22 protein-coding genes and 1 pseudogene are annotated in these 26,478 nt (G+C 58.0%); 16 read left to right on the top strand and 7 right to left on the bottom strand.

All coding sequences use genetic code 11. The features are described from left to right. Positions 1 to 5: 5 nt before the first annotated feature. The 3 genes from AC07T0_RS10960 to araH all read left to right on the top strand — a co-directional run bounded on the left by AC07T0_RS10960 (position 6) and on the right by araH (position 3,597). Positions 6 to 1,010, top strand: coding sequence for a substrate-binding domain-containing protein (locus AC07T0_RS10960; protein WP_495001191.1), 1,005 nt, complete (start codon positions 6 to 8; stop codon positions 1,008 to 1,010). 64 nt (positions 1,011 to 1,074) lie between these two features. Continuing rightward, the gene (gene araG / locus AC07T0_RS10955; protein ID WP_495001190.1) at positions 1,075 to 2,619 is read left to right on the top strand and encodes an L-arabinose ABC transporter ATP-binding protein AraG; all 1,545 of its coding nucleotides are present in this window, start codon (positions 1,075 to 1,077) and stop codon (positions 2,617 to 2,619) included. A gap of 9 nt (positions 2,620 to 2,628) precedes the next feature. Next, positions 2,629 to 3,597 carry an L-arabinose ABC transporter permease AraH gene (araH, locus tag AC07T0_RS10950; protein ID WP_495001189.1) on the top strand — a complete coding sequence of 323 codons (969 nt, stop codon included), beginning with the start codon at positions 2,629 to 2,631 and terminating at the stop codon, positions 3,595 to 3,597. A gap of 227 nt (positions 3,598 to 3,824) precedes the next feature. On the opposite strand, the gene AC07T0_RS10945 is transcribed toward araH, so the two are convergent. Beyond that, positions 3,825 to 4,973: an aldose epimerase family protein gene (locus AC07T0_RS10945; RefSeq protein ID WP_495001188.1), complete on the bottom strand. Its 1,149-nt coding sequence runs from the start codon at positions 4,971 to 4,973 to the stop codon at positions 3,825 to 3,827. Between the two features lie 210 nt (positions 4,974 to 5,183). Between AC07T0_RS10945 and AC07T0_RS10940 the strand changes: the two genes are divergently transcribed. The 4 genes and pseudogenes from AC07T0_RS10940 to AC07T0_RS10925 all read left to right on the top strand — a co-directional run bounded on the left by AC07T0_RS10940 (position 5,184) and on the right by AC07T0_RS10925 (position 9,329). Next, entirely contained in the window at positions 5,184 to 5,966 is a 783-nt protein-coding gene (locus AC07T0_RS10940) for an SDR family NAD(P)-dependent oxidoreductase (RefSeq protein WP_495001187.1), read from the top strand. Positions 5,967 to 6,184: 218 nt separating this feature from the next. Next, a pseudogene (locus tag AC07T0_RS10935) lies at positions 6,185 to 7,237 on the top strand (cache domain-containing protein); the annotation flags it as partial. A 135-nt stretch (positions 7,238 to 7,372) separates the two neighbouring features. Continuing rightward, positions 7,373 to 8,140 carry a methyl-accepting chemotaxis protein gene (locus tag AC07T0_RS10930; protein WP_495001243.1) on the top strand — a complete coding sequence of 256 codons (768 nt, stop codon included), beginning with the start codon at positions 7,373 to 7,375 and terminating at the stop codon, positions 8,138 to 8,140. A 136-nt stretch (positions 8,141 to 8,276) separates the two neighbouring features. After that, complete coding sequence (locus AC07T0_RS10925) at positions 8,277 to 9,329, top strand: GGDEF domain-containing protein (protein ID WP_495001186.1); 1,053 nt, start codon at positions 8,277 to 8,279, stop codon at positions 9,327 to 9,329. A 91-nt stretch (positions 9,330 to 9,420) separates the two neighbouring features. Here the strand turns inward: AC07T0_RS10925 and AC07T0_RS10920 are convergent, their stop codons facing one another. Next, positions 9,421 to 10,773, bottom strand: coding sequence for a Fic family protein (locus tag AC07T0_RS10920; RefSeq protein ID WP_495001185.1), 1,353 nt, complete (start codon positions 10,771 to 10,773; stop codon positions 9,421 to 9,423). A 116-nt stretch (positions 10,774 to 10,889) separates the two neighbouring features. Here AC07T0_RS10920 and AC07T0_RS10915 point away from each other — a divergent pair, with 116 nt between their 5' ends. From AC07T0_RS10915 to AC07T0_RS10905, 3 genes are all read left to right on the top strand, one after another. Further along, positions 10,890 to 11,024, top strand: coding sequence for a hypothetical protein (locus AC07T0_RS10915; RefSeq protein ID WP_495001184.1), 135 nt, complete (start codon positions 10,890 to 10,892; stop codon positions 11,022 to 11,024). A gap of 220 nt (positions 11,025 to 11,244) precedes the next feature. Further along, positions 11,245 to 11,688: a DUF3592 domain-containing protein gene (locus AC07T0_RS10910; protein WP_495001183.1), complete on the top strand. Its 444-nt coding sequence runs from the start codon at positions 11,245 to 11,247 to the stop codon at positions 11,686 to 11,688. Between the two features lie 4 nt (positions 11,689 to 11,692). Further along, complete coding sequence (locus tag AC07T0_RS10905) at positions 11,693 to 12,280, top strand: hypothetical protein (protein WP_495001182.1); 588 nt, start codon at positions 11,693 to 11,695, stop codon at positions 12,278 to 12,280. Positions 12,281 to 12,327: 47 nt separating this feature from the next. Here the strand turns inward: AC07T0_RS10905 and AC07T0_RS10900 are convergent, their stop codons facing one another. Beyond that, positions 12,328 to 13,341, bottom strand: coding sequence for a LysR substrate-binding domain-containing protein (locus AC07T0_RS10900; RefSeq protein ID WP_495001181.1), 1,014 nt, complete (start codon positions 13,339 to 13,341; stop codon positions 12,328 to 12,330). Between the two features lie 218 nt (positions 13,342 to 13,559). Here AC07T0_RS10900 and AC07T0_RS10895 point away from each other — a divergent pair, with 218 nt between their 5' ends. From AC07T0_RS10895 to AC07T0_RS10870, 6 genes are all read left to right on the top strand, one after another. Continuing rightward, entirely contained in the window at positions 13,560 to 14,483 is a 924-nt protein-coding gene (locus tag AC07T0_RS10895) for a TAXI family TRAP transporter solute-binding subunit (RefSeq protein WP_495001180.1), read from the top strand. Between the two features lie 175 nt (positions 14,484 to 14,658). Further along, positions 14,659 to 15,003 (top strand): CC0125/CC1285 family lipoprotein, encoded by a 345-nt coding sequence (locus tag AC07T0_RS10890; RefSeq protein ID WP_495001179.1) that lies wholly within the window; start codon positions 14,659 to 14,661, stop codon positions 15,001 to 15,003. 23 nt (positions 15,004 to 15,026) lie between these two features. After that, complete coding sequence (locus AC07T0_RS10885) at positions 15,027 to 15,338, top strand: hypothetical protein (RefSeq protein WP_495001178.1); 312 nt, start codon at positions 15,027 to 15,029, stop codon at positions 15,336 to 15,338. Between the two features lie 213 nt (positions 15,339 to 15,551). Beyond that, a complete protein-coding gene (locus AC07T0_RS10880; RefSeq protein WP_495001177.1) occupies positions 15,552 to 16,850 on the top strand; it encodes an MFS transporter in 1,299 nt (432 codons plus the stop codon). A 3-nt stretch (positions 16,851 to 16,853) separates the two neighbouring features. Further along, positions 16,854 to 17,894 carry a helix-turn-helix domain-containing protein gene (locus AC07T0_RS10875; RefSeq protein ID WP_495001176.1) on the top strand — a complete coding sequence of 347 codons (1,041 nt, stop codon included), beginning with the start codon at positions 16,854 to 16,856 and terminating at the stop codon, positions 17,892 to 17,894. Positions 17,895 to 18,218: 324 nt separating this feature from the next. Beyond that, a complete protein-coding gene (locus tag AC07T0_RS10870; RefSeq protein ID WP_495001175.1) occupies positions 18,219 to 21,062 on the top strand; it encodes an autotransporter outer membrane beta-barrel domain-containing protein in 2,844 nt (947 codons plus the stop codon). 254 nt (positions 21,063 to 21,316) lie between these two features. Here the strand turns inward: AC07T0_RS10870 and AC07T0_RS10865 are convergent, their stop codons facing one another. The 4 genes from AC07T0_RS10865 to ychF all read right to left on the bottom strand — a co-directional run bounded on the left by AC07T0_RS10865 (position 21,317) and on the right by ychF (position 26,459). Then, complete coding sequence (locus tag AC07T0_RS10865) at positions 21,317 to 23,083, bottom strand: EAL domain-containing response regulator (RefSeq protein ID WP_495001174.1); 1,767 nt, start codon at positions 23,081 to 23,083, stop codon at positions 21,317 to 21,319. Continuing rightward, positions 23,058 to 23,492 carry a response regulator gene (locus AC07T0_RS10860; RefSeq protein ID WP_495001173.1) on the bottom strand — a complete coding sequence of 145 codons (435 nt, stop codon included), beginning with the start codon at positions 23,490 to 23,492 and terminating at the stop codon, positions 23,058 to 23,060. The genes AC07T0_RS10865 and AC07T0_RS10860 overlap by 26 nt, the downstream gene beginning before the upstream one ends. Positions 23,493 to 23,494: 2 nt before the next feature. Then, positions 23,495 to 24,952 carry a sensor histidine kinase gene (locus AC07T0_RS10855; protein ID WP_495001172.1) on the bottom strand — a complete coding sequence of 486 codons (1,458 nt, stop codon included), beginning with the start codon at positions 24,950 to 24,952 and terminating at the stop codon, positions 23,495 to 23,497. A gap of 406 nt (positions 24,953 to 25,358) precedes the next feature. Next, entirely contained in the window at positions 25,359 to 26,459 is a 1,101-nt protein-coding gene (ychF, locus tag AC07T0_RS10850; protein ID WP_495001171.1) for a redox-regulated ATPase YchF, read from the bottom strand. Positions 26,460 to 26,478 lie beyond the last annotated feature (19 nt).

The raw sequence follows: 26,478 nt of genomic DNA, 5'->3' as shown, positions 1-26,478 counted from the left end.
ACCTTATGAATCGTCGTCGTGCAATCCGTTCCCTGTGCTGTATCGCCCTGGCAGCATCGGCCGTCAGCCTGAGCAGCCTGTTGCTGGCCGCCGAGCCGGTGAAGATCGGTTTTCTGGTCAAGCAGGCGGAAGAGCCCTGGTTCCAGACCGAATGGGCGTTCGCGGAAAAGGCCGGTAAGGACAAGGGCTTTACCGTGATCAAGATCGCCGTGCCGGACGGTGAGAAAACCCTCTCGGCCATCGACAGTCTCGCCGCCAATGGTGCCAAGGGCTTTGTGATTTGCGCGCCGGACGTGTCCCTCGGGCCGGCGATCATGGCCAAGGCCAAGGCCAATGACCTGAAGGTGATCGCCGTCGATGACCGCTTTGTCGATGCCAAGGGCAAGTTCATGGAAGACGTGCCTTACCTGGGCATGGCGGCGTTCGAAGTGGGCCAGCAGCAGGGCGCGGCGATGGCTGGCGAAGCGAAGAAGCGTGGCTGGGACTGGAAAGACACCTACGCGGTGATCACCACCTACAATGAGCTCGATACGGGTAAAAAACGTACCGATGGCTCGGTCAAATCGCTCGAAGACGCTGGCCTGGCGAAAGACCACATCCTGTTTGCGCCGCTCAAGACCCTCGACGTGCCAGGCAGCATGGACGCCACCAACTCGGCCCTGGTGAAACTGCCGGGCGCGGCGAAAAAACTGATCGTCGGCGGCATGAACGACAACTCCGTGCTGGGCGCCGTGCGCGCCACCGAAAGCGCCGGTTTCGCCGCCACCAATGTCATCGGTGTCGGGATCAATGGCACTGACGCCATCGGCGAGTTGAAAAAGCCCAACAGCGGGTTCTTCGGCTCGATGCTGCCCAGCCCGCATCTTGAGGGTTACAACACCGCGAGCATGATGTTCGAGTGGGTCACCACCGGTAAGGAACCACTGAAATACACCGCGATGGACAAGGTCACGCTGATCACGCGCGACAACTTCAAGCAGGAACTGGAAAAGATCGGTCTGTGGAACTGAAGATCGGTTGCTGTCCTCGGCGGCCTTGGCGACGGGGCTGCCTGATCGGTGTGATGAGGTGGTTATGCACGCGCAATTGAACAAACAACAGCACAGTGTCGGCGCCAGTTTGCGCTTCAACGGCATCGGCAAGACCTTTCCCGGGGTCAAGGCGCTGGACGCCATCAGCTTTACCGCCCACCCGGGGCAGGTCCATGCCTTGATGGGCGAAAATGGCGCGGGCAAGTCGACCTTGCTCAAGGTCCTCGGCGGCGCCTATACCCCGAGCAGCGGCCATTTGCAGATCGGCGAGCAGACCATGGCCTTCAAGTGCGCCGCCGACAGCATTGCCAGCGGCGTGGCGGTCATCCACCAGGAATTGCACCTGGTGCCGGAAATGAGCGTGGCGGAAAACCTGTTTCTCGGGCACTTGCCGGCCCGTTTCGGGGTGATCAACCGTGCTGCATTGCGCCAGCATGCACTGGCCTGTCTCAAGGGCCTGGCCGATGAAATCGATCCGCAGACGAAGGTCGGTCGTCTGTCCCTGGGGCAACGGCAGTTGGTGGAAATCGCCAAGGCGTTGTCCCGTGGCGCCCATGTGATTGCCTTCGACGAACCCACCAGCAGCTTGTCCGCCCGGGAAATCGAGCGCTTGATGGCGATCATCGAGCGCCTGCGGGACGAGGGCAAAGTGGTGCTGTACGTCTCCCATCGCATGGAGGAAGTGTTCCGTATCTGCAATGCGGTGACCGTGTTCAAGGACGGTCGCTACGTGCGTACCTTCGAGGACATGAACGCGCTGACCCACGATCAACTGGTCACCTGCATGGTCGGTCGCGACATTCAGGACATCTACGATTACCGTCCACGTGAACGTGGCGCGGTGGCGCTCAAGGTCGATGGTCTGTTGGGACCGGGCTTGCGTACGCCGGTGAGTTTCGAGGTGCACAAGGGCGAGATTCTTGGCCTGTTCGGCCTGGTCGGCGCGGGGCGCACCGAGCTGCTGCGCCTGCTCTGCGGTCTTGAGCGCAGTACCGCCGGAAGTCTGCAGCTGTGTGGCGAGGCGCTGCAACTACGCTCGCCGCGCGATGCCATTGCTGCCGGTGTCCTGCTGTGTCCCGAGGACCGCAAGAAGGAAGGCATCATGCCGCTTTCCAGCGTTGCCGAGAACATCAACATCAGTGCCCGCGGCGCCAATTCCGCCTTTGGCTGGCTGTTGCGCGACGGCTGGGAACGGGGCAATGCCGACAAGCAGATCAAGGCGTTGAAAGTCAAAACGCCTAATTCGACGCAGAAAATCATGTACCTGTCGGGGGGCAATCAGCAGAAGGCCATTCTTGGCCGTTGGCTGTCGATGCCGATGAAGGTCCTGCTGCTTGACGAGCCAACGCGGGGTATCGATATCGGCGCGAAAGCCGAGATTTACCAGATCATCCATAACCTGGCCGCCAGTGGGGTGGCGGTGATCGTGGTGTCCAGCGACCTGATGGAAGTGATGGGCATTTCCGACCGCACCCTGGTGCTTTGTGAAGGCGCGATGCGTGGCGAAAAGAGCCGCGAACAGGCCAATGAATCCAACTTGCTGCAACTGGCCTTGCCGCGCCAACGCGCTGACGGCCTGGAGAATTGAGAGGTGACTATGACCATCCAAGACAACACTTTACCAACGGCGCGTAAAGCCCTGGACCTGCGCAGCCTTCTCGACAATTGGGCGATGCTGTTGGCGGCGTTGGGGATCTTTGTGCTCTGCACCTTGCTCATCGACAACTTCCTCTCGCCCCTGAACATGCGCGGTCTGGGCCTGGCGATTTCCACCACCGGCATTGCCGCGTGCACCATGTTGTATTGCCTGGCGTCCGGGCATTTCGACTTGTCGGTGGGCTCGGTGATTGCCTGTGCCGGGGTCGTTGCGGCGGTGGTGATGCGCGACACCGACAGCGTGTTGCTGGGTATCGGCGCGGCGCTGCTGATGGGGCTGATCGTCGGGCTGATCAACGGGATCGTGATTGCCAAGCTGCGGGTCAATGCGCTGATCACCACCTTGGCGACCATGCAGATCGTGCGGGGCCTGGCCTATATCTTTGCCAGCGGCAAGGCGGTCGGCGTGTCCCAGGATCAGTTCTTCATCTACGGCAATGGCCAGTTGTTTGGCGTGCCGGTGCCGATCCTGATCACTATCGGCTGTTTCCTGTTTTTTGGCTGGCTGCTGAACTACACCACCTATGGGCGCAACACCATGGCCATTGGTGGCAACCCGGAAGCGGCGCTGCTGGCCGGGGTCAACGTCGACCGGACCAAGATCATCATCTTCGCCGTGCACGGGGTTATCGGAGCGTTGGCCGGGGTGATCCTGGCCTCGCGCATGACCTCCGGCCAGCCGATGATTGGCCAGGGTTTCGAATTGACGGTGATTTCCGCCTGCGTGCTGGGCGGGGTGTCGTTGAGTGGTGGGGTGGGGATGATTCGGCATGTGATTGCCGGGGTGCTGATACTGGCGATCATCGAGAATGCGATGAACCTGAAAAACATCGACACGTTTTACCAGTACGTGATCCGTGGTTCGATCCTGCTGCTGGCGGTGGTGATTGATCGCCTGAAACAACGCTGAGCACGGTTGTTCAATGTGGGAGCTGGAACGCCGCGAAGAGGCCCTTGAGGCTGCCAAAAGCTTCGCGGTTTGACACCGATATTCGATATTGTAGGAGCTGTCGAGCCTTGGCGAGGCGGCGATAGCGGTAGATCAGGCAACATCAATGTTGCCTGTACCGTCGTCATCGCCGCCTCGCCAAGGCTCGACAGCTCCTACAGGTTCAGTTCAGGTTTCAGGTTTCAGGTTCAATCAGCGGAAAATTTCAGGACAGTGTTCTGGGTATAGGTCTGGCCTGGGTCCAACCGCGTTGACGGGAAGCCCGGCTGGTTCGGCGAGTCGGGATAGTGCTGGGTCTCCAGGGTAAACGCCCCCCAGTGGGCGTAGGTTTTGCCCGCCTTGCCCTTGACCGAACCATCGAGGAAGTTGCTGGTATAGAACTGCACCCCAGGCTCGCTGGTATAGAGCTGCAAGCGCCGGCCGGATTGTGGGTCGCGCACGTCGGCGGCGAGTTGGCTGACGTCACCCTTGGTATCCAGGACCCAGTTGAAATCAAAACCGCCCTGTTTCGGCTCGGCGAACTTGAGTTGCGGATGATCGTCCCTGATGTGCTGGCCGATGGCGGTCGGTTGGCGAAAGTCCATCGGCGTGCCGGCGACCGGAGCCAGTTCAGCGGTTGGAATCAACGTGCCGTTGACCGGGGTGTAATGGCTGGCATTCAAGGTCGCGAGCTGTTTGAGCACATCACCGTTACCGGCCCCGGCGAGGTTGAAGTAACTGTGATTGGTCAGGTTCAGTACCGTGGGTTTGTCGGTGCTGGCCTTGTACTCGATACGCAGCTCGTTGTTGTCGTTGAGGCTGTAGGTGACCTCGACTTTCAGGTTGCCGGGAAAACCCATTTCACCGTCCGCCGACAGATAGCTCAGCTTCACGCCGACCGCATCCTTGCTCTTGACCGGTTGGGCTTTCCAGACACGCTTGTCAAAACCCAGCGCACCGCCGTGCAGCGCGTTGGGGCCATCGTTAAGCGGCACCTGGTAACGCTTGCCATCCAGTTCGAACGCACCCTTGGCCAGGCGATTACCGTAGCGTCCGATGGTCGCGCCGAAGAATGCCTTGCCGCTCTGATAGCCCTGGACATCGTCAAAGCCCAGTACCACGTCTTCGAATTTGCCGTTTTTATCCGGCACCTTCAACGACTGCAGAACGCCGCCGTAGGTAATGACCGTGGCTTGCAGGCCATGGCTGTTGCGCAACACATATTGTTCGACGGCGGTTCCATCATGGGTCTTGCCAAACGCTTTGTGTTCGCTGGACAGGCCGCCAGCCTGGGCGCCGAAGCTGCTGATCATCAGGGAAAGACCGAGGCCGGAAAGCAGGTGCCGGGATTGTCGCATGGTTGAACTCCTTTTATTGTTGTTGAGTTGAATAGTTCTACTAATTCGCGATAATTTTCCGAAATTCCCACAAATTTATAGCCTTGAATGCCGGTTTTGCAATATAAAATAAGACTAATTGGCAGGTTGGCAAAAGTGATCCATCCGTGCCCAGGCACACCTTGAGTCCAACTGCTTGAATCGAAATGCTTACTGTGGAGTAACCGTCAGATGAATAACGAAACGGACGCCGGTCCGCAGGCCGTGTATGCGGACCTGAAAAATAAAACCGTACTGATTTCCGGTGGTGCTTCAGGGATTGGCGAGGCCATGGTGTGCGCCTTTGCCCGGCAGGGAGCCAAGGTGGCCTTTGTGGATATGGCCAAGAGCCAAGGCGAACGGCTGGCGGCGCAATTGTCGGCCGAGGGCCATCGGGTTGAGTTCGCTCACTGCGATATCACTGACGAGAGCGCCTATAAAGAGGCGATCGGGCGCTTTGCGCAAACCCTGGGGCCGGTGACGGTCCTGGTCAACAATGCCGCCAATGATGTCCGGCATACCTTGGATGAAGTTGACTCTGAGACATTCGACAAGCTGATTTCGGTCAATCTGAAGCATGCTTTTTTTGCCGCTCGGGCGGTGGTCCCCATGATGAAGGCCGCGGGAGAAGGCACGATCATCAACCTGGGTTCGATTGGCTGGATGATGGCCTCCAGCGGATACCCGGTGTACGCGGCCAGCAAAGCGGCCACTCACGGCATGACCCGGGCCTTGGCGCGGGAGTTGGGGCCATGGCGCATCAGGGTCAACACCCTGGTTCCCGGCTGGGTGATGACCGAAAAGCAGCTTGCTCTCTGGGTCGATGATGCCGCCAGGGCGTTGATCAGTCGCAGCCAGTGCCTGCCAGGTAGCGTGGAACCTTTGCATATCGCCAACATGGCGCTTTTCCTGGCCTCCGCGGCGTCCGCCATGTGTTCCGCGCAAAACTTCATCGTCGATGGGGGTTGGGTATAGGCGTTTGGATGAGCTGATTTGAGCGGATACAGGAATCAGCTCAACCGTGCTGCGACATGAAGTGAGAGTTCGTGTGATCAGTCTTTGTGTTCGCCACAATATTTATTAATTTTGTATACGAAAAATCGGCGGATATTCCGTCAAATCAACCGAGGCAGGCTCGGTGGCAAATCGCTATTTGTCCGTGTAGTCTGGCCATTCGCACCGCATTTCCTCGGATGGTGATCGTTACAATGAAAATAAAAAACAAGCTCGTTCTCGCCTTTGTGTTGGTCGCCTTCATTCCTGTAAGCCTGGTGGCGGTGATATCGGTATTGAATATACGGTCGCAGGCGGTCGATCAGTTTATTGATGGCAGCACCCGCGAGATACGCCAGATCGACGGCAATATCCGGCAGTTTTTCGACGGCACTCAGCAGAACGTCGATCAGATGGCCGCTGATCCTGTATACACATCGGTCACCAGCCTCAAGCACTATGAGACTGCCGATGCCGCCAGCCAGCCGATGCCGCCGGCCGCCCGACAGGTCATTGATCTGTTTGCGCGTTATGGCTCGACGCACCCGGCCGCGGCGATCATTTCCATCGGCCTGGAAGATGGCAGCTACGCCAAATGGCCGGACGACCCGCAGCTGTCGAGCTACGATCCGCGTGCGCGGCCCTGGTACAAGGCCGCCATGGCCAGCCCGGGCAAGGCGGTGCGCACGCCGGCTTACTACTATGACAAGGACGCCCTGGCGCTGGTTGGCAGCGCCAGGGCAATGCTCGATGACGCGGGCAAGGCCAAGGGTGTGTTTGTCGTCAGCGTTTCGCTGAAAAACCTTACCGAGCTGGTCAAAAGCATCAAGCTCGGCGAAAGCGGCTATGTGATGCTGATCGAGGATGGCACCGTGCTGGTCGATCCGCGTGACGCCGCGCACAACTTCAAGTCGCTCAAGGACCTGGGCGAGCCCTACGGCAAACTGGCGGCCATCCAGCAAGGCTCCACCGAAGTGGAGATCAACGGGGTCAGGTATATGGCCAATATCTGGACATCGCCCGGCCTGGGTTGGCGCTACGTCGGTTTGATCGAGTACAACGAAGTCATGGGCGCGGCCACGCGCATGACCTACCTGACGGCGGGGATCGTGGTGGTGCTGGTGCTGCTCTTTGCACTGCTCGCGGCGGCGTTCGCCAAGGTCATCGTCAAGCCGATCGGCCAAGTCAGCACCGGGTTGCAATCGATTGCCGAGGGCGAGGGTGACCTGCGCCGCGATCTCGAGGTACAGGGCCGGGACGAGACGGCGGAACTGGCCGGCTGGTTCAACAAGTTTCTCGCCGCGATACGCCAGTTGATCCAACGTATCGGTGCCGCCTCGACCAACCTGCAGGATGCCTCACGGGTCAACAGCGAGGTGGCGCACAACATGAACCAGGCGGCCGGTCGCCAGCGTGAAGCGGTGGAACTGGTGTCCACGGCCTTCAACGAAATGGTCGCCACCGCCAACGAAGTGGCCCGCTCCTGTAGTGCCGCCGCCGACTCCGCCGAGAGCGGGCACCACCGTGTGGCCGAAGGCAAGCAGCAGATCGAGTTGACCACCGAGAATGTCGGCCGGCTAGGGCGGCGCTTGACCGAATCGTCCCAGGCCATGGTCGAGTTGGAGGAGGGCAGCCGCAATATCAACCAGATTCTCGGGACCATCCGCGCCATCGCCGAACAGACCAACCTGCTGGCGCTGAACGCGGCGATCGAAGCCGCCAGGGCCGGTGACCAGGGCCGCGGTTTTGCCGTGGTTGCGGATGAGGTCAGGGCCCTGGCCAAGCGCACGTCCGACTCCACCGGGGAAATCGACCAGCTGCTCAATACGCTCGGCAGCAAGACCCAGGAAGTTTCGCAGAAGATGGAAAGTTGCCTGGACCTGTCGCGGGCCAGTGTGTCCTCGATCGAGAGCGCCCGTGACAGCTTTGAAGGTATCCAGTTGTCGGTCAATGAAATCCGCGATCAGAACCTGCAGATCTCGGCGGCGGCGGAAGAGCAGCACAGTGTCGCCGAAGAGATCAATCGACATATCCAGCAGATCTACGACGAGGCACAGTTGGTCGAAAGCCTGGCCAATTCCGCGCAAGAAGACTCAGGTCGGCTTTCGCACCTCTCGGATGAACTGAACGGGCTGGTGGGGCGCTTCAAGTCGTAGAGGCATTATGATATTGCCGGGTGGCTGACCGCCCGGCGATTCACTACACTTCAGACGCTCCCTGGCTGCCGGTTATCAGGTAGTCAACCTAAGTAAAAACCGCGACTCGCGACCGGCACTTGAGGTAACAGGTTCGATGCCAGGCATACCCTCGGAAAACTCGCACAAGAGTGTCGCCCGTCCCGAGTTCTGGCAGCTTTCCATGCGTTGCTGCCAGTTGGCCGGCGCGGTGGATGTCGCCTTTCTGTTTATTTTTCTCCTGCTTGGCTCACCCATCCTGGCCTGGGTCAACGTGATCAGCGTGGCCATGTATGTCTACGCCTATCGCGCGTTCAGCCAGCGGCGTAATCGGCTGGCGATCCTGCTGATCCGCACTGAAGTCCTGGTGCACGCAGGACTGGGAACCGTGCTGATTGGCTGGGAAAGTGGCTTTCACTATTTTCTGCTGATGTTCATACCGGCCCTGTTCGTGACCATGCGTCCCCGCAGCGCCTGGACCCTCGCCGCTTGCCTGTGGGCCTACTATGTGGGGCTGGATGTGCTCATGTGGTACATCCAGCCGCTGCAACCCATTTCCTCCAATGCCTTGTTGGGTGTGCATGTTTTCAACCTGACGGTGGTGTTCTGCATGTTCAGCTACCTGGCGCTGTTCTATGTGATCACCGTGACCCGTGCGCACAAGAGCCTGGCGCGGATGGCGACGACCGACTCGTTGACCGGCCTGTTCAATCGTCGGCACATGATTGCGCTGACCGAGAAAGAGTTGACGCGGCACCATCGACGCCCCAACAACCTGACCATGATGTTGATGGATATCGATCACTTCAAGCACATCAATGATCAGTACGGTCACGATGTGGGGGACCGGGTGCTCAATGCCGTGAGCGACTTACTCGACAGCTCGATGCGCGAGCAGGATTATATTGGCCGTTGGGGCGGCGAAGAGTTTCTGGCGATATTGCCGGAAACCGATCTTGACCAGGCGGCTGCAATCGCGGAACGCATACGCAAGGCGATCCAGGCGTTGGTGATTGACAGTGACGACAATAAAGTCAGCGTGACGCTGTCCATCGGCATCACCCAATATCGCGCTCAAGAGGCACTCAGCAACGCCATTGCCCGGGCCGATCGCGCGCTCTACGAGGGCAAATCGGCTGGCCGCAACAGGGTGGAAGTGGTACTGGCTTGAGGGGGCTGGCTGTGTTGCCGAGTGAAGTGCAGATCGCGCCGTAGTGTTGAGCCGAGCGACGGGCCGCTCTCATTTGCCCGCAAGCTCGCCCCTACAAAGGGCGGCCGGCATTGATCCAGCTCTCGGTCTGCTTCATCGTCAACCGGTAGCGCGCGCAGTTGAAGACACCCAGCACCCTGAGTTCGTCCATCAGCAATGGGCGCAGTAGCTGCGCCTGATCGAGGGGCAGCGATAAGTCGGCGATGGCCTCTTCACAGGTCTTGCCGTCGTGCACAATGGCGCCAATGGACTCGTTCAGCGCTTCCCTGAATTGCACCCGAACGGGATCGGGTTTGCCCATGGCCTCCAGGGTCACTTCGTACTTCCTGATCGAGCGGCGATAGGCCCATTCGAACAGGTCTGCGGCCAGCGATACATCCAGGTGTTCATAGACGCCCATTATGGCGTGCGCATAATCGCGCGCATCGACATCCAGAAAGGACAACGGCGCGCTGTTGTACAGCATCAGGGGGACGTTGGCCGCCAGACGGCTCGTGCGTTTGTTGCCGTCGTCGAAAGGTTGCAGATAGGCCAGGTTGACCCACAGGAAGAAGGCCGACTCGACCGGGTTCTTGATCTGCCTGGCCTTCTCCAGGATGGATTCGAGCATTTCGCCGAGCAGGGAAGGGGCCTGGCTGGGCAGGTAGGTGGTATCGCTGATATTGACGACTTTCTGGCGAATGGTGCCCAGGCCGCTCGGGTCGGCCAGCAGATCCTGCATCAGCAGTGCATGCAGATTCTGGATCACCGGAGTGGTCAGGCCGTAGGTGGGGACGGTGTCGACCATGAACTCGATGGCTGCCTTGTGGTTGAGCAGCATCACGGCATCCAGGTCGCCACCGGTGGCTCCGCTCTTGAACAGTTGCTCGGTGGCGAGCAATGAGTAGCGGTTGCCCTCCAGGCGCGAAGAGGACCAGGACAGGTCGATAAGCAGGGGCTCCAGGACCTTGCGTGCGTAGGTGCCCGCCGGTTGTTGGCCGCGCATGCGTCCTTCTTCCATCAGGGTCGTGGCGAGTGAGGTTGGTAGCAACGAGGTCTGGTTGGGGACGTAGTTGTCCACGAAGGTGCGTTGGTAGGTGACGGCGTTGCGCAGGCCTAGAGGTTGCAGCAGAGCTTGGCGCAGTGTCTGACTTTCGGTTGACCAGGCAGGAGCTACCCCTGGTGTGGAGACCGCAATGCTGCCGGGCAGTGGGGCAGCATTGCTGCCAGCCAGTCGATAGCGAGTGGCGCGTGCTTTACCTTCCCGAATGACTTCTCCAGACCTGACCAGATCGTCCAGATGGCGCTTGATCGTGGACCAGCTTATGTTCACTTCGCTCAGCAGTTCACTAGAGCTGATCCAAGGGTTGCTGCCTTGGGTTCGGCGCTGGAGGGTGGCGATGAGGGCGTCGGGTGCATTGGCCATTTGGGCGGGTCTGGTATCAGCTCATATGAGCTCACTGACTCGCGAGTCGCACCTGTCTGGCCTTGAAGAGGTCAAGGCCAAGAGGTTCTTTACTATCTATTACAGGAGTTTCAGAGATGCTCAAGACTATCTCCAATCCCTCGTTGAGTGCTTGCACAGACTTTGATCCGAAAACCATTGATCGTGCGCTGGCTTATCACAATTGCGCCCATCCTGAGTCGGCGGTGCGCCACGCTGTCACTTCAGATTGAAGTGGTGCAGCAGTTGTTGGATTCGCTTCTCGACGAACAGCCGGCAGGACTGGCAGGTTGAGGGCTACTTGAGAGGCGCGGTTGTTTCTCGAGTCAGAATCTTTTCGGGAGGGTAGGGCACCATTATGTCAGGGGGGTGCCCTATTTTGCTGGAGTGCGATATAGCGAAGTTTCTTGTTATCCTGAGCGCCTCTTTCATGGACGAATACCGAGACAAGCCATGGCTAACCTCACCCCGTCACGCCTCGGGACGATACTCCAGGGACTGCTTTTTGCCCTGATTGGTATCGTCTTGTTGGGCATTGCCGTCAATCTCACGTTTGATCGACGCGAATTCCTCGCTCACGCACAGACCGCCGATGGCATCGTCAGCCACTTGAATGCCGGTGGCTCGCATCCTGAGATCGCCTTCATCGCCAGCAGTGGTGAAAAGATCTCCTACCCCCAGGGCGGCTTTATCTTCGGCTACCAGAAGGATCAGCCGGTGCGGGTGTATTACCTGCCCGAGCAGCCGGCCAGCAGCGCCACCGTCGATGACCCGGCCGCATTGTGGGGCACTCCGGGGGTACTGGGTGGTATCGGTCTGGTGTTCATTATTACCGGTCTGCTGAGGGCTATCAGCCGGCGCGGTCGCGGTGCGGTTCATTCACTTAAAGGACTTTGAACGTATGAGCTACAACATCCCGATCCCGGTCAATGAAAGTCGCTGGCAGTATCAGACCGCCAGCGGCGGCGGTCTGAGCGTGGCCCTGGTGGCGGGCAGTGGTGGTTCGATCATCCTGCGTTCGCCCCAGGGCGAGAACGTCAGCTATCGCTACGGTGGCGTCGGGGTGGGGGTCGGATTTGGCGCGCGCCTGCCGCGTTTCGGCAAGATCAATATCCAGCTCAAGGGTAAGAGCGTGGGTGCAGCCGGTGCGGCGGAGGCTTTCCCGAGTACCGGCAAGGTGTTTGTCAGCGATGCCTTGCTCAGTCGTGATCTGACCAGCGACGACATCACCGGGCCTTGCCTGTATACCGAAGTGGGGGCGGGGCTGGTGGTCGGCGGTTCGGCCACGGCGCTGTTGTTCGGACTTGATCCCAAGCTGCTGGCGTTGGCGGCGGTTCTGAGTTCCAACCCGGCAACCTCGCTCATTGCCTCCACCACGGTCAACCGGCAGTTGCTGCAGTCGGCCAAGGGGGCGGTGGTCATGGCCGGCATGAACGCTGGCGTGCAGGCCGGTGGTAGCGCCGCGATCTACATGGGCTATCTGTTCTAGTGCGATGGGCTTGTTGCTGGCTGTCCGTGCCGAGGCCAACTGACCCATCAGTTCAAAACAGACTCACTTGGAGTGCTGCCTGACGTTGATATGGCTGTCTGCGTAAGAATCCACTGGCGGAAACGCTTGATCGCCCGTTCTTCATAGCGTGCCTTTTGCGTCAGCAGGTAATACTCCCCGGCACTGGCAAGCGTTGTCGGAAACGGTCGAACCAGCTCGGTATTCAAATCAAAACTGTCGACCAGTATGGAAGGTATCAATGCGACACCCTCGCCGTCGCGCGCGGCTTGGAGGGACATGAAGTATTGGCCGAAATCGATGGCATTCTTACGTGTATCGAAATGAACGTCATGGGCGCTCAGCCAGTCCCGCCACGCATGGCGGCGGATCGCCGTATGGATGAGCGTGTGCCACTGCAAATCGGCATGTTCTTTCAACGGTGCTCCGCGCTCAAGCAAGTGCTTGCTACAGATCGGCACCAGCACATCTGGAAAGAGCATATCGGCCTGTACACCACGCCATTCTTTCACCATCTCGCCGCCAATACCCAGTTCAAGTTGTTTCGCTTGATAACACTTGCCCGGCAACGGTCCGACCTTGATCGCCATATCGACCTGCTGCGCCTGAAAATCAACGGGCTCGGTCGAGACAACTATCCGTACTTCAATATCCCGGTTCGACTGCCAGAATGAACTCAGACGCGGCATCAGCCAGAGTGAGGCGACAGTTGGCAATACACTGATGGTCAGTACTGTGCGCGCACGCCTGCCGATTGCAATCGCGCTCGCTTCCTCGATCTGTTCAAACGCCTTGCGTATCGCTTCGTAGAAGGATTGGCCCTCTTCGGTCAGTTCAATTTTTCTTGTCAGACGGATAAATAACTTGCGCTGCAGATGCTCTTCCAGCGCACGCACCTGTCGGCTGATTGCGCTCTGGGTGACGTTGAGTTCAAGCGCCGCATGGGTGAACGACAACCTACGCGCGGCGGCTTCGAAGGCACGCAGTGCGAGTAATGGAGGGAGTGCGCGCTTCATTGAAGTCTGTCGGTAAAAATCATGCATGACTCTAGCTCATGCATCGATGCCAAACAAATCGTTTGTTGCTCCCGTCGCGGGAAAATAGCATTCGCCCGGCATCAGATATACGGATGCCCGGCGAAGATCCTGGTGGGTCAAACATCGTAAATATCAATGAAAGGTGTGCTATGACAACAATGACACGCAGGCAGATCATCAAGCTCATTGGGACGGGAGTTGGGGCATCGCTAGTGATTGCGGCAATGCCTGAATCACTCCTGGCCCAGACGCGCAGCCAACTTGCTATCGGGACTGCCGGCAAAGGCGGGGTGTTTTACCCGTTGGGTAATAGTCTGGCAGCAGTGATCTCCAGGTACGCACCAGAGATCGATGCTAAAGCCGTCGTGACCAGTGGTGCCGCTGAGAATATGAAACTTCTTCAAGAGGGGAAAATTGAGCTCGCTCTCGCCCAGGCCGATGTTTCATGGGCTGCCACTCAAGGTCGGCTCGACGGCTTCCCCGAGCGAGTGCCGGTGAAAACCCTCCTGAGCACGACCTCCGGATACATGCATATCGTGACTCTCGAAGGACTGGGAATCGACACGGTAGCCGACCTGAAAGGCAAGCGCGTATCGACTGGGTTGACAGGCAGCGGGACAGAGGTCAAAGCACTTCGGGTACTGGAAGCCTATGGTGTCACGCCTGATAACCTGGGCGCGCATGTCCACCAGGAATATCCGGAGGCTGCCCAGGCGCTCAAGGACGGCAAGCTTGACGCCTTCGCCTGGGATGCCACGTTGCCCGGGCCAGTGATTCTCGATCTGGCGGCAACGCCGGGGATCAAGGTTCGTCTGCTGGCCACCGGCGATGCCGTCCCCAAGATGGTCGAAAAATACGGTCCGTTCTATTTCGTGGCACCGATACCCAAGGGCACCTATCCAGGGATCGACCAGGACATTTGCGTTGCGGTTGGGAAAACACTCTTCGTGGCGCATGAGCGAATGGCGATGTCACAGGCTTATGAGATCACCAAGGCACTTCTGGAGCACGCTCCTGAACTTGCACAGACACTTCCCGCCGCAAAGGAAATCACACCTGCGCATGCTGTTTTGGGCTCGTCCATAGCCTTTCATCCTGGCGCGCTACGTTATTACCAGGAAAGCAACATTGTGTTGCCGGTATCATAATGAGGGTTAACACAGGCGCCACACAAATCGCGGCTGGGGACAAACGGTTTCCTATGTTTGATGCCCCGACGGAACACGGGTAGAACTTTGTACCCCCATACAGCCGTAAGTCAGGATAATATTCTGGCGTTTTTCAAGATATATCCACAACAATAACAAGGTCAATTCGTCATCCATGATGATTAACCCGTGGTGCCAGGCCTTACCCTGCTTGTTGCTGACAGCAGCGTTGCTGAGCGGATGCACCACTGCCTACGGACCGCATGGATTCACCGGCGGTTACACTGAAACCAAAATCGACGACAGCACCTATCGTGTCGTCTTCAACGGCAATGGGCAAACCTCGCGCGACATGGTCTGGTATTACTGGATTTATCGCTGCGCCGAATTGACCACGCAAAACGGTTATGAGTTTTTCATCCCGTCACAGAGGCAATTGAAGGCCCCGGTGCTGTCGCAAGCCGAGGCCTCCACAACCCCGCCACACCACCGTCGCAGGCGAGACCGGCGCCTGTGTTGACAGCAGAGAAATGGAATGGCTTGATGAGCTGCGATGCGAACACGAACAACGGTAAAAGCGCCTATCAGGCCAAGTTCACCATGGAAGTGAACGGCGGTACCGTCAACGCCTACCGTAAGAATGATATCGTGGTGGAAACCTTGACCGGTAACATCGCCAACAACATGCTGGACTTGCAGGGCATCGGCTACCGCATCAGCAATCCCGATGTCATCTGGCAGTTCAAATTCAACGGCGAACTCTCAGTCGGCGCTAGCGTGTATAAGGCTAAGGGCCACATGCTGAGTTCCGGCGCGCCGGTCCGGGCCTGCGATTTGATCATGACACATGGCTGAAGGCCGCGACTCCTCCCTGACCGGATGAGCGTGGAGCAGGTGCTCGGATGTGTGTGGAATCCGCAGGCACACGAAGAAAAGTGGCCGTTGTGATCGGTTCGGTGTGAAATATCACGGCCAGTTTCTGTTTTGATACTCGTACAGCGCTTTGAATTCTCTGGCATGGATTTTGCTGAGTTGGGCATGGATTTTGCTCGATAACTAAAGGCTAAAATGACCATGCTTCCCGTCTCAGTCCCAATGCCCGTCGCTGAAGAGGCCCTGCGCGCCGATGAACAGTCAAAGCGCATCATCTGGGCGGTTGCCATTGGTAACGGTTTAATCACCTACGACTTTACGGTGTACAGCTTTTCCGCTGTCATCATCGGCAAACTCTTTTTTCCATCGGGCAGCGTCCTCGTATCGCTGCTGCTTTCGCTCGCCACATTCGGCGTCGGTTTCATCATGCGTCCGCTGGGGGCGCTGCTCATCGGTAATCTGGCGGATCGCAAGGGGCGCAAGGCGGGACTGACGCTCTCGATCACGCTGATGACGCTGGGCACCGGCATCATCGCATTCACCCCGTCATACGCCTCCATCGGCTGGGCGGCAGCGCTGCTCATGGTGTTGGCAAGGCTGCTGCAGGGCTTCGCGGCGGGCGGGGAAATCGGCGTCTCTACGGCGGCCTTGATGGAGTTGGCTGAAAAAGGCCGCCGCTGTTACCTGACCAGTTGGCGGGGCACCGGCCAGGGGGTGGCCGCGCTGGCCGGCGCGTTGATCGGCGCCTGCACCACGGCAGTGCTGACGCCCGAAGCCATGCAGCTTTGGGGATGGCGGATCCCTTTCATACTGGGAATGCTGATCGGGCCGGTCGGATGGTATCTGCGACAGCAAATGACCGAGCGTCCGATGGATGCAACCTATCGCCCCTCGCTGAAGAGTATGTTCGCTCACCATCCGCGCGCGCTGTGGTTGGGGATACTGTCGATGGCGGGGCCCTCGGCGAGTGCTTACATCATGGTGTTTTACATGCCGACTTACCTGGTGACGGTATTGCATCTGCCACCCATCTTCAGTCTGCTGTGCGCCTGTCTCGCAAGCACGGTCATTTTCCTTGGCACACCGTTGCTGGGCGGTATTTCCGATCGACAACCCCGCCGCAAACCGATCCAGTACCTGCTGCTGACCGGCTGTATCCTGCTGGTTTACCCCGCGTTCCTGGCATTGACGCATGGTGTCGGAGAGATTGCTTCATTGCTCATTATCATGGGCTATGTCGCGTTGGCGTTAACCAACACCGGGCCCAGTTCGGTGATGATGCTCGAAGCTTTTCCGCGTCACCACCGGGCCACCGGCATTTCCATCATTTACGGTTTGGGCGTGGCGACTTTCGGCGGTTTTTCGCCCTTTATCGTGACCTGGCTGATCGGCGTGACCGGCAACCCGATGGCGCCCGCCTGGTATTTGCTGGCAACCTTATGCATCAGCCTGTTCGCGTTGATCCGGTTTCCCGATACCGTTCACGAAGACTGACGAATGAGCGATATGGTGTTAGATGGCATGCCGGAAAGGCGCCTGCTGTTGCCGCCGGAGCGGCCCATCCTCGCGCCTGGCATCACGTGCAGTCATTTCAGCGTGCAAGGCGATGCCAACCTGAGCTTTTTGGCCTGGCAAGAACGGATGGATCCGGTCTACGATCTGCGCCCGCCATCAGCCAAGGGCGAGGAAACCTTCGCGGCTTCGCTTTGCCGTTACTCGATCGGTCCTTTGAGCTTCTTCGATATTCACACCAGCCCGAATGTGGCCGAGCGCTCACTCGGGCGCGTGTCGACGGAGAGCGTCTGCGATCTCTCTTTTAGCCTGTTCCTGGAGGGAACGCCCGCGCACATGAAGGGTTACGCGCATTGGCTCGACACGCACCGGCCCTCGGCGCCGAGCATTCTGGTGCAGGACCTGGCTCAGCCGTGCACCATCCAGAGTTTTCATGGCCGAATGCTGATATTTTTCGTGCCGCGTGCATTGGTGGAAGAGGTCTTTCCCGATGCTGCCTCTCTGCATGGTCGACGGGTTGAAGCGACCACGCCGTTGACACGGGTGCTGGTTGCGCATCTGCTGACACTCAATCAACAGATCGTCGGTCTGAGCAAGGACGAAGCGGATAGTGCCTTTCGCACAGGGATTCAGTTGCTGGCCACGGCTTTCAGCCAGCAGGCGGGGCTTTCCGGTAACGCCCGCGCGGCGGTGCGCGCAGCCGTATATGGACAGGTGCGGCGTTATGTCGAGGCGCATCTGCACGAGCCTGATTTATCTCCCGACAGTGTCTTGCAGCAGTTGCATCTGTCGCGCGCCAGCGTCTACAGCTTGTTTGCCCATGAAGGCGGCCTGGCGGCCTATATCCGCAGCCGCAGGCTGCGTGCGGCGGCCAGTGATCTGGTCCGCTTTCCGCATCTGGCGGTAAAGGATATTGCCTTCGGGCTGGGGTTTAACAACGCATCGAGTTTTACGCGCGCATTTCGTCGAGCCTATGACATGGCTCCGCAGGATTTGCATGCCTATGCCGCTTCGCTTGGGCGTTAACTTCCAGGATTGGACACGTATTCTTCCTCGCATTGATTGTCTGCGCATGTTGCGCCGCGGTTGTCGAGGATCGCGATCTTTGACGCCAGCGATACGTCGTTTTTCCGTCGTCCCTGCGAGTCATTCCCTTTAAGAGTAAGTTGTAATGATTTATTTCAGTAACTTGGACGCACGGTCAAGGCTGTGAAAGCGGATTGAATAAACTCCGGCGAATTTAATAATTATTTCAAAAAGTGACACAGGGGAGAAAAAATGCAGTACATGACGATACGCCCATCCAGGTATCGACAGCCATCGACGGCTGGCCGCTTGACCCTATTAAGCATGTCGATAACGGCGGCGCTGGCGGCGCTGGCGCCCACGACGGCGATGGCGAGTGCGGCTCCGGTCCCGACGGTTATCTCCTCCAATACCACTAACCAGGTTTCATGGACCAATAGCGATCTCACGGTCAACAGCGGCGTCTCGGTATCCAGTGGCACGGCAGTGTCGGCAACGGGATCCTCGCTTGGCACGCTGCTCAACAACGGCAGCCTCATCGGCAGCGGTAGCGGCAATGGCATCAACAACAGCGGCAGTATTGGCGCGCTGAATAACAGCGGCCTCATCAGCGGCAGCGCTGGCAGCGGCATCTACAGCAGCGGCAGCATCACCGCGCTGACCAACAATGCTGGTGGCACCATCAGCGCCATTGGTACAGGTGTCTACAATGCTGGCAGCATCACCACGCTGACCAACAATGCTGGTGGCACCATCAGCGCCAGCGGCAGCAGCGGTATCAACAACCAGGGCACGATCGGCACGCTGATCAACAGCGGCCTTATCAGCGGCAACAACAGCGGCATCTACAGCAGTGGCAGCATCACCGCGCTGACCAACAATGTCGGTGGCACTCTCAGTGGTGGCGGCAACGGCGGCTTCCGCAACGACGGCACGATCGGCGCGCTGACCAACAATGGCCTCATCAACGGCAGCACTGCCGACGGCATGCTCAACTACGGCAGCATCACCACGCTGACCAACAATGCCGGCGCTACCATCAGCGGCTATAGTACCGGCTTCGCCAACAGCAGCAGCGGCACGATCGGCACGCTGAGCAACAGCGGCACCATCAGCGGCGGCTACTATGAGGGCATCGGCAACAACGGCAGCATCGGCACGTTGAACAACAGCGGCATCATCAGCGGCAGTAACAGCAACGCTGGTACTTTCGGCTATGGCATCGTCAACAGCGGCACGATCAGCACGCTGAACAACAGCGGTACGATCAGCGGCACTGTCAGCGGCACCGGCACCGGCTATGGCATCGACAACAGCGGCACGATCGGTACGCTAAGCAACAGCGGCCTGATCACCGGCAGCAGCTATGCGCTTTACAACGAGGCGGCCAGCGTGCTCGGCGGCACCCCTGGCGTGATTACCAACTCAGGCACGATGGCGGGCGATATCACGAACCTCTCCAGCCAGGACCTGACCATCAACGGTGGCACGGGATTGACCTTCGGCACCCTGACCGGTTTCGGCGGCACGATCGGCACGATCAGTAATACCACCTCGAACCTGGTATTCGGTCTTGGCAATCAACTGCTTAACGACAATATCAATGTCGGCAGCTTCAACGTGTCCAACCAAGGCACGCTGCAGGTCAATAACACGATCCATATCACCGGTAATTACCAGCAGGCCGCCAACGCCAGCCTGATCCTCGGCGTGGCCAACAATGCCGTGACCACCGGTAATATCAACACCGACGCAGGCTACGGGCGCCTGGTGGTGTCCGGCAGCGCGAACGTCGCTTCGGGTTCGACGATCGGCCTGCAGAAGCTGGGCAGCTATGGTTTTGCCCAAGGCCAACGCTACGTGGTGATTCAAGCCAATTCCACGGGGACGAACTACAACGCCGACAGCCTGCACTACACGGTTGCGGGTTTTAACGCCGCAGGTACCAGTGTGGCCGATGGCGCCAATGCCGACTTGCTGGTGACGCTGGGGACGGCGACGGCAGGGGCCACGCCGATCAATCAGGCCTCCAGCGCCAACAGCAACGCCCCCCTGACCGGGCTGTTCAATTACAGCGGTGTCGATGCCGGTCTGATGAACCTGTTCAACGCCGCCGCGGCCCTCGACTCTTCGGCCGCCGGCAACCACGCCGGGGCGCAGTTGAGCCCGACCGCGAACAGTAGTGCCGCCACCCAGGCGTCCACCGCCTCCACCGTGCAAGTCCTCAATGTCGCCGCGGCGCACCTCGATGGGTTGCGCACCGCACAGAACGACAGCGCCGGCAGCGGTGTGGCCACCGGTGAAAGCGCCCGCAACACCGGGCTCTGGGGCCAGGCCTTCGGTGGCAGTTCGCACCTTGGCGAGCGCGACGATATTGCCGGCTACCACGCCCGCTACAGCGGCTTCCTGCTGGGCGCCGATGCCGCGCTCAACGACAGCTGGCGCGCCGGCGGCCTGTTCAGCTACACCAAGACCACGGTGAACAACGACGGCGACAACAGCGGCAGTTCCGCCGACGTGAAGTCCTACGGCCTGTTCGGTTATGCCAGCTACCAGGGCCAGCCGTGGTATCTGGACCTGTCGCTGGGTGCCATCCAGCATCAGTACGATACCCAGCGTGAAATCAGCTTCAGCGGTTTCAATGGCGCGGCTAAAGGCCAACACGATGGCATGCAGTACATTGCCTCGGCACAAGCCGGCTACCCGATCGACCTCGGCGCCTCGATGGCCAACGTCATCCTGACACCGATTGCCGGCTTGACCTACAGCACCTTGCGCCAGGACAGCTACACCGAAAGCGGCGGCAATGGCGCGGCGCTGCACCTGGATTCCAGCAACAGCACTTCGCTGAAGAGCGACCTGGGCGCCAAGTTGGAGCGTTCCTTCGCCACGTCCTACGGCAGCGTCGTGCCTTCGGCGCAACTGACCTGGCGGCATGAGTACCACGACAACGGCCTGCAATCGGTCGCCAACTACGCCGCCGATACCTCGGGCGCCACCAGCTTCACCAGCCCGGGGGCGAAACCGGTCGCCGACACCGGGGTGTTGGCACTGGGCGTGACCCTGCTGCGCAGCGAAAACCTCAGCCTGTCGGCGAAGTACACCCTGGAGGCGGCGAGCGGTTACACCGCCAATACCGGTGATGTGCAGGTGCGCTGGACCTTCTGATCCGTTAAATTGTGCTGATCGGATAACGCCCATTGTTCAGTGATGAACAATGGGCGTTTATCTTTCGGTCGGCAGCGGATGTGGACGAAAATCCTGTGCGCATCTATCGCGATGATGAGGCTTGATGAGTCTTCGCCTGAAAGACGTCAAGCACGCCAGCGGTTTGGGGCGGTCCACGATCTTTCCATGGTAAAGCTGGTTTTATGGATATAGTTAATAGTGCCAGCAAGGTCAAAGGGGGATGGCTTTTCTGGTTATTTATTTAACAAAACCCGGCTTGTATTCCAATTGGCTATCCATCCAGCAACGAGTTTGCCCAGCATCGGATGCGCAATCCCATAACCTTGCCCCTTATGACAACCGAGCGCCAGCAGTTTGGGAACGTCGCTAAGGTTCTCTATGCCTTCGGCCACGGCTGTAGCTCCAAAGCCGTTGGCTAACTGTGCGATGGAGCGAACAATCACCCTATCACGCGAACCTTCTTTCAAATCGGTGGTAAACGCCATGTCCACTTTGATTTCCGAGACATCCATCTGGCGCAGATATTTAAATGAAGTAAACCCTGCACCGAAATCGTCGATGGAAATACGAATACCTGAGTCTATAAGTTCTTCCAGAATTTTCCTGGCCCTTTCTACGTTAGACATAAGTGCCGTTTCGGTGAGTTCTAGTGTTAGTAGCGACGTCGGAAGTCCACGGACCTTCAGTTCCTGCAAGACACGTTGCGTAAGGGTCGTGTCATCGAGCATTCGCGCAGAAATATTGACGGATATCGTTAGTGCCAAGTCCTGAGCGCGCCAAGCTTGAGCTTGGTCTAAAGCCGCGCCGAGCACCCAGTAAGTCAGTGGCCGGATCAGTGGAGATCGTTCGGCAAGAGGGATGAACACGTCAGGTGGTACGACTTTTCCGTCCTGAGTGCGCCAGCGTACAAGCGCCTCGAAACCATCAATGTCTTGGCTGCACAGGTCCATAATGGGCTGATATTCAACAAACAACTCTTGGCGGTCAAGTGCTTGTCGCAAGCGCTCGCTCTCGAGAGCTGGACATTGACGCATGGATTCCATGCCCTCCGCGTACGTCAGGTAAAGGTTGGCGCCTTTTTTTGCCGCGTACATGGCCCAATCGGCCTTAAGGAGGAGCGTTTGAACGGACTCGCCCTGCGATGGGTATAGGGCAATACCGATCGAGGACTCAATGATCACCACATGTTTGTCAACAGAGATAGGTTTGCGAATTTCCTGGGTTATCTTTTCAGCAACATGCAAAGCAACTTCTGAGGTAGAGGCTTCGGACAATACGACCGCAAACTCGTCGCCGCCAAAACGTGCGACGGTGTCGGCCCCTCGCAGAACGGATTTGATGCGCTGTGCCACGACAGTCAGCACGACATCTCCGACCCAATGTCCAAAGCTATCATTCACGTTTTTAAATAGATCAAGGTCAATCTGCATGATCGCAAACGCTTCACCCCTACGGGATGCCGTTTGCAGGTTGTTTTCTGCCCTGTCAAAAAACAACGCGCGGTTTGGTAGGCCGGTTAATGTGTCGTAAAAGCTCAGGTACTCAAGCCGCTCGCGCTCGGAACGCAATTCGCGCTCCAGCTTGATGCGGACCTGGCTATTCAGCAAAATGCTTTCTACCAGGCCTACCTGTAGATGGGTTTTGGAAATGAAGTCGTACGCACCATCCTGCATAGTTTGTACGACCAGGCGCTCATTGTCGCTTCCGGTTACTATGATGACAGGTAGATAGGGTTTCGAGCTTGATTTAATCTCGCGCAGGAGTTCTGTGCTAATGTTTTCACCAAGGTGGTAGTCTAAAAACACGCAATCAAAGTCATTCGAGACTAACAAGGAACGTGCTTTATCCAATGTCGAGGACTCAGTCACCGTACACGGGACGCTGCTTTTAGCCAAGAGGCGACAAATACGCTCGCGGTCGACATCGTCATCATCAACGAGCAAGAGGCGTATTATGCCTATCTCAACTGCCGTATCAGGCGAGTGTGATGGCTGCGTCATAGGACTTCAACAGATTGGCAAGATTGGAAAGCCTGCTGTCCAAGGCAGATTTCACTATGTAACCAGCAATGCAGTTGTGATAAGCCCGCGTGCGGTCCGCATCAGCGTCCGACGTCGTTAGTACGAACACGACCTTGGAGCGAAGTTCTTGGTCTGCGCGCAGAGCCTCGAGAAACTCAAAACCATCCATCACCGGCATGTTGAGGTCGAGCAGTACGATGGTGGATTTAGGCAGTGTCCCGTGGGGACTATTACCGCGCAGAGCAGCGAGGCCTTCGGCACCATTGGCAACCGTATAGAACGGGTAGTCAAGCCCACTTTTTTTCAGATTGCGCATAGCGGCTTCAGCCGCGACGTCATCATCTTCGATTAATAAAATCGAGAACCCGGAGTTGTGTGATTGTGCCATGGTTAGCTTGCTCCCATGTCCGGCCGAGTATTCGGCCAATTGACGCGGAAAGTGGTTCCACGCTGACCATCCTGGGATTCAACAACAATCCAGCCGCCGTGCGCTTCCGTCAGCCTCTTGGCGACAGCCAAGCCCACCCCCGAACTTTGTCGCTCACTCGACGACGCAGTTTGAAATAACTTGAAGATACGTTGCTGTGCGTGCTCAGGTATTCCGGGGCCATCATCGCCAACCGAAAATTCAATGAACTTTCCCTTGTCCAGCACGCTGATCGTCAATACACCGTGATCAAGATCATGATGTTTAACCGCGTTAGAGACCAGATTACGCATCACCGTCTCAATTGGCGTGCGCGCAGCATAGATATTGGCTGGCCCAATGTTGAGCTTGATTTCAAAACCTGCCTGCAGGGATTGCAGTTCCAATAGTTGTGAAAAAAAAGCTTGAAAGTCGATGCACGAGACTTCCGCATCCACTGAGCCAGCGCGTGCGTAAATCAATAAATCGGAAATCAGGTATTCAAGCCTTTCCACCCGGAGCCTGGCCCGATCAATATTCTTCAGCGCGCTTTCGTTGGGGGTGTCTTGAATATCCTCCTTGATCCACTCCAACAGATCGGCAATGCCCCGCAGAGGCGAGCGCAGATCATGCGAAGCAACGTACACAAATTGCTCCAATCCCTCATTGGCGCGCAGGAGCTTGACCTCGGCTTTTTTTCGTTCGGTGATATCAACAATAGTCGCCATGACCTGGCGCCCATCGAACAAATCAAGCGGATTCAGACCAATCTCGACAGGGAATTCAGTTCCATCAAAACGGGCCGCATAAAGGTCACGCCCTGCTCCCATCGATCGGGTGGTGGGGTTAATGAAAAAACTTCTCACCTTTTCAGGGTGGCTCATACGCATTCGCGCGGGTAACAAAATTTCAATGGGTTGGCCGATCAGTTCATGGCGCGAATAACCAAATAGGCGTTCAATCTGACAGTTAACCAAGGTAATACGCGCATTTTCATCGATCATCACAATGCCGGTTGGAGAGGCTTCCACGACAGCATTGAACTGATCACGGGTGCGGGCACGCAGCTTCTCAGCATTTTTGCGCTCGGTGATATCCACAATAGTAGCAAGGACATGAAGGCCTTCTTCAGTGTCCACGGGGGTCAGGCCAATTTCTACTGGAAACTCGCTTCCATCGCTTCGGGCCGCGTACAGGTCACGTCCAGCGCCCATGGAACGGACAGAAGGGCTATTGAAAAAAGCGCGTACTTTCGCCGGGTGAGTCGGACGTAGGGACTGAGGCAGCAGTAACTCTATCGGTTGCCCTAGCAGTTCTGATTCAGCATAGCCAAATACGCCCAACAGATGCCGGTTCACCAGGACGATGTCACCCTTGGGGTCGACCATAACGATACCCGTCGGCGCTGCATCAACGACAAGTCTGAAATGATCATAATGCATGCCATTAGTCATCGCCGTCCCTTTACAAAGCCTCGAAAGCTTTCCATGGTTAAACATTTTGATGACTTTAGCCGGTTGTCAAAGGTGTAGCTTGACGCCTGCGGCTTGTACGACGGGTAGCTGCTCTTCTAGCTACCCCCGATGGGTATGGCATCCTCCAGCTAATGGAGTAGAGCATAGCGCAATGCCAGCAAACCTCGGTGCAAGTCCTCAAATTTAATAAATACGTGCTTACCCGCTCAGCAAAGATCACCAGTCAGGGCCGGGCTGAGCTGAAAAGACGAGCTCGCCGTCCAGGATCCCCCAGAGCCCCCGTCGCAGAGCTACTCGATTAAACGGATAAAAAAACCCCCGTATCACTGCGTGAGTACGGGGGTTTAGTGTCCGCCGGAATCCGGCTGCGCGCTTACACGTTGAAGCGGAAGTGCATCACATCACCGTCCTTGACGATGTATTCCTTGCCTTCCAAGCGCCATTTACCGGCTTCCTTGGTCCCGGCTTCGCCCTTGTACTGGATGAAGTCGTTGTAGGCGATCACTTCGGCGCGGATAAAGCCTTTCTCGAAGTCGGTGTGGATCACACCGGCAGCCTGTGGCGCGGTCGCACCGACACGCACGGTCCAGGCGCGGACTTCCTCGACGCCAGCAGTGAAGTAGGTCTGCAGGTGGAGCATTTCGTAGCCGGCACGGATCACACGGTTCAAGCCGGGTTCTTCAAGGCCCAGGGCTTCGAGGAACATGTCCTTCTCTTCACCGTCATCAAGCTCGGCGATTTCCGCTTCGATCTTGTTGCACACCGGCACCACCACCGCGCCTTCTTCCTCGGCAATGGCCCTGACCACGTCCAGCAGCGGGTTGTTCTCGAAGCCGTCTTCGGCGACGTTGGCGATGTACATGACCGGCTTGGTGGTCAGCAGGTGGAAGCCGCGGATCACCGCTTTCTCGTCGTCGCTCATGCTCTTCATCAGGCTGCGCGCCGGCTTGCCTTCGGTGAAGTGGGCGATCAATTGCTCCAGCAGGCCCTTCTGCACCACGGCGTCCTTGTCACCGCCCTTGGCGTTGCGGGTGACTTTCTGCAGTTGCTTCTCGCAGCTGTCGAGGTCGGCGAAGATCAGTTCCAGGTCGATGATCTCGATGTCGCGCTTGGGGTCGACGCTGTTGGAGACGTGAATCACGTTCTCGTCTTCGAAGCAGCGGACCACGTGGGCGATGGCATCGGTCTCGCGGATGTTGGCGAGGAACTTGTTGCCCAGGCCTTCACCCTTCGAAGCCCCGGCGACGAGGCCGGCAATGTCGACGAATTCCATGGTGGTCGGCAGGATGCGCTTGGGCTTGACGATCTCGGCCAGGGCCTGCAGGCGCGGGTCAGGCATCGGCACGATACCGCTGTTCGGCTCGATGGTGCAGAAGGGGAAGTTCTCCGCCGCGATACCGGATTTGGTCAGGGCGTTGAACAGGGTGGATTTGCCGACGTTGGGCAGGCCGACGATGCCGCAGTTGAATCCCATGGTGTTTCCCCTCGGGTAA

The sequence above is a fragment of the Pseudomonas sp. GW821-FHT04D07 genome (assembly GCF_059420225.1).
This window is presented reverse-complemented; position numbering and strand designations above follow the sequence as displayed.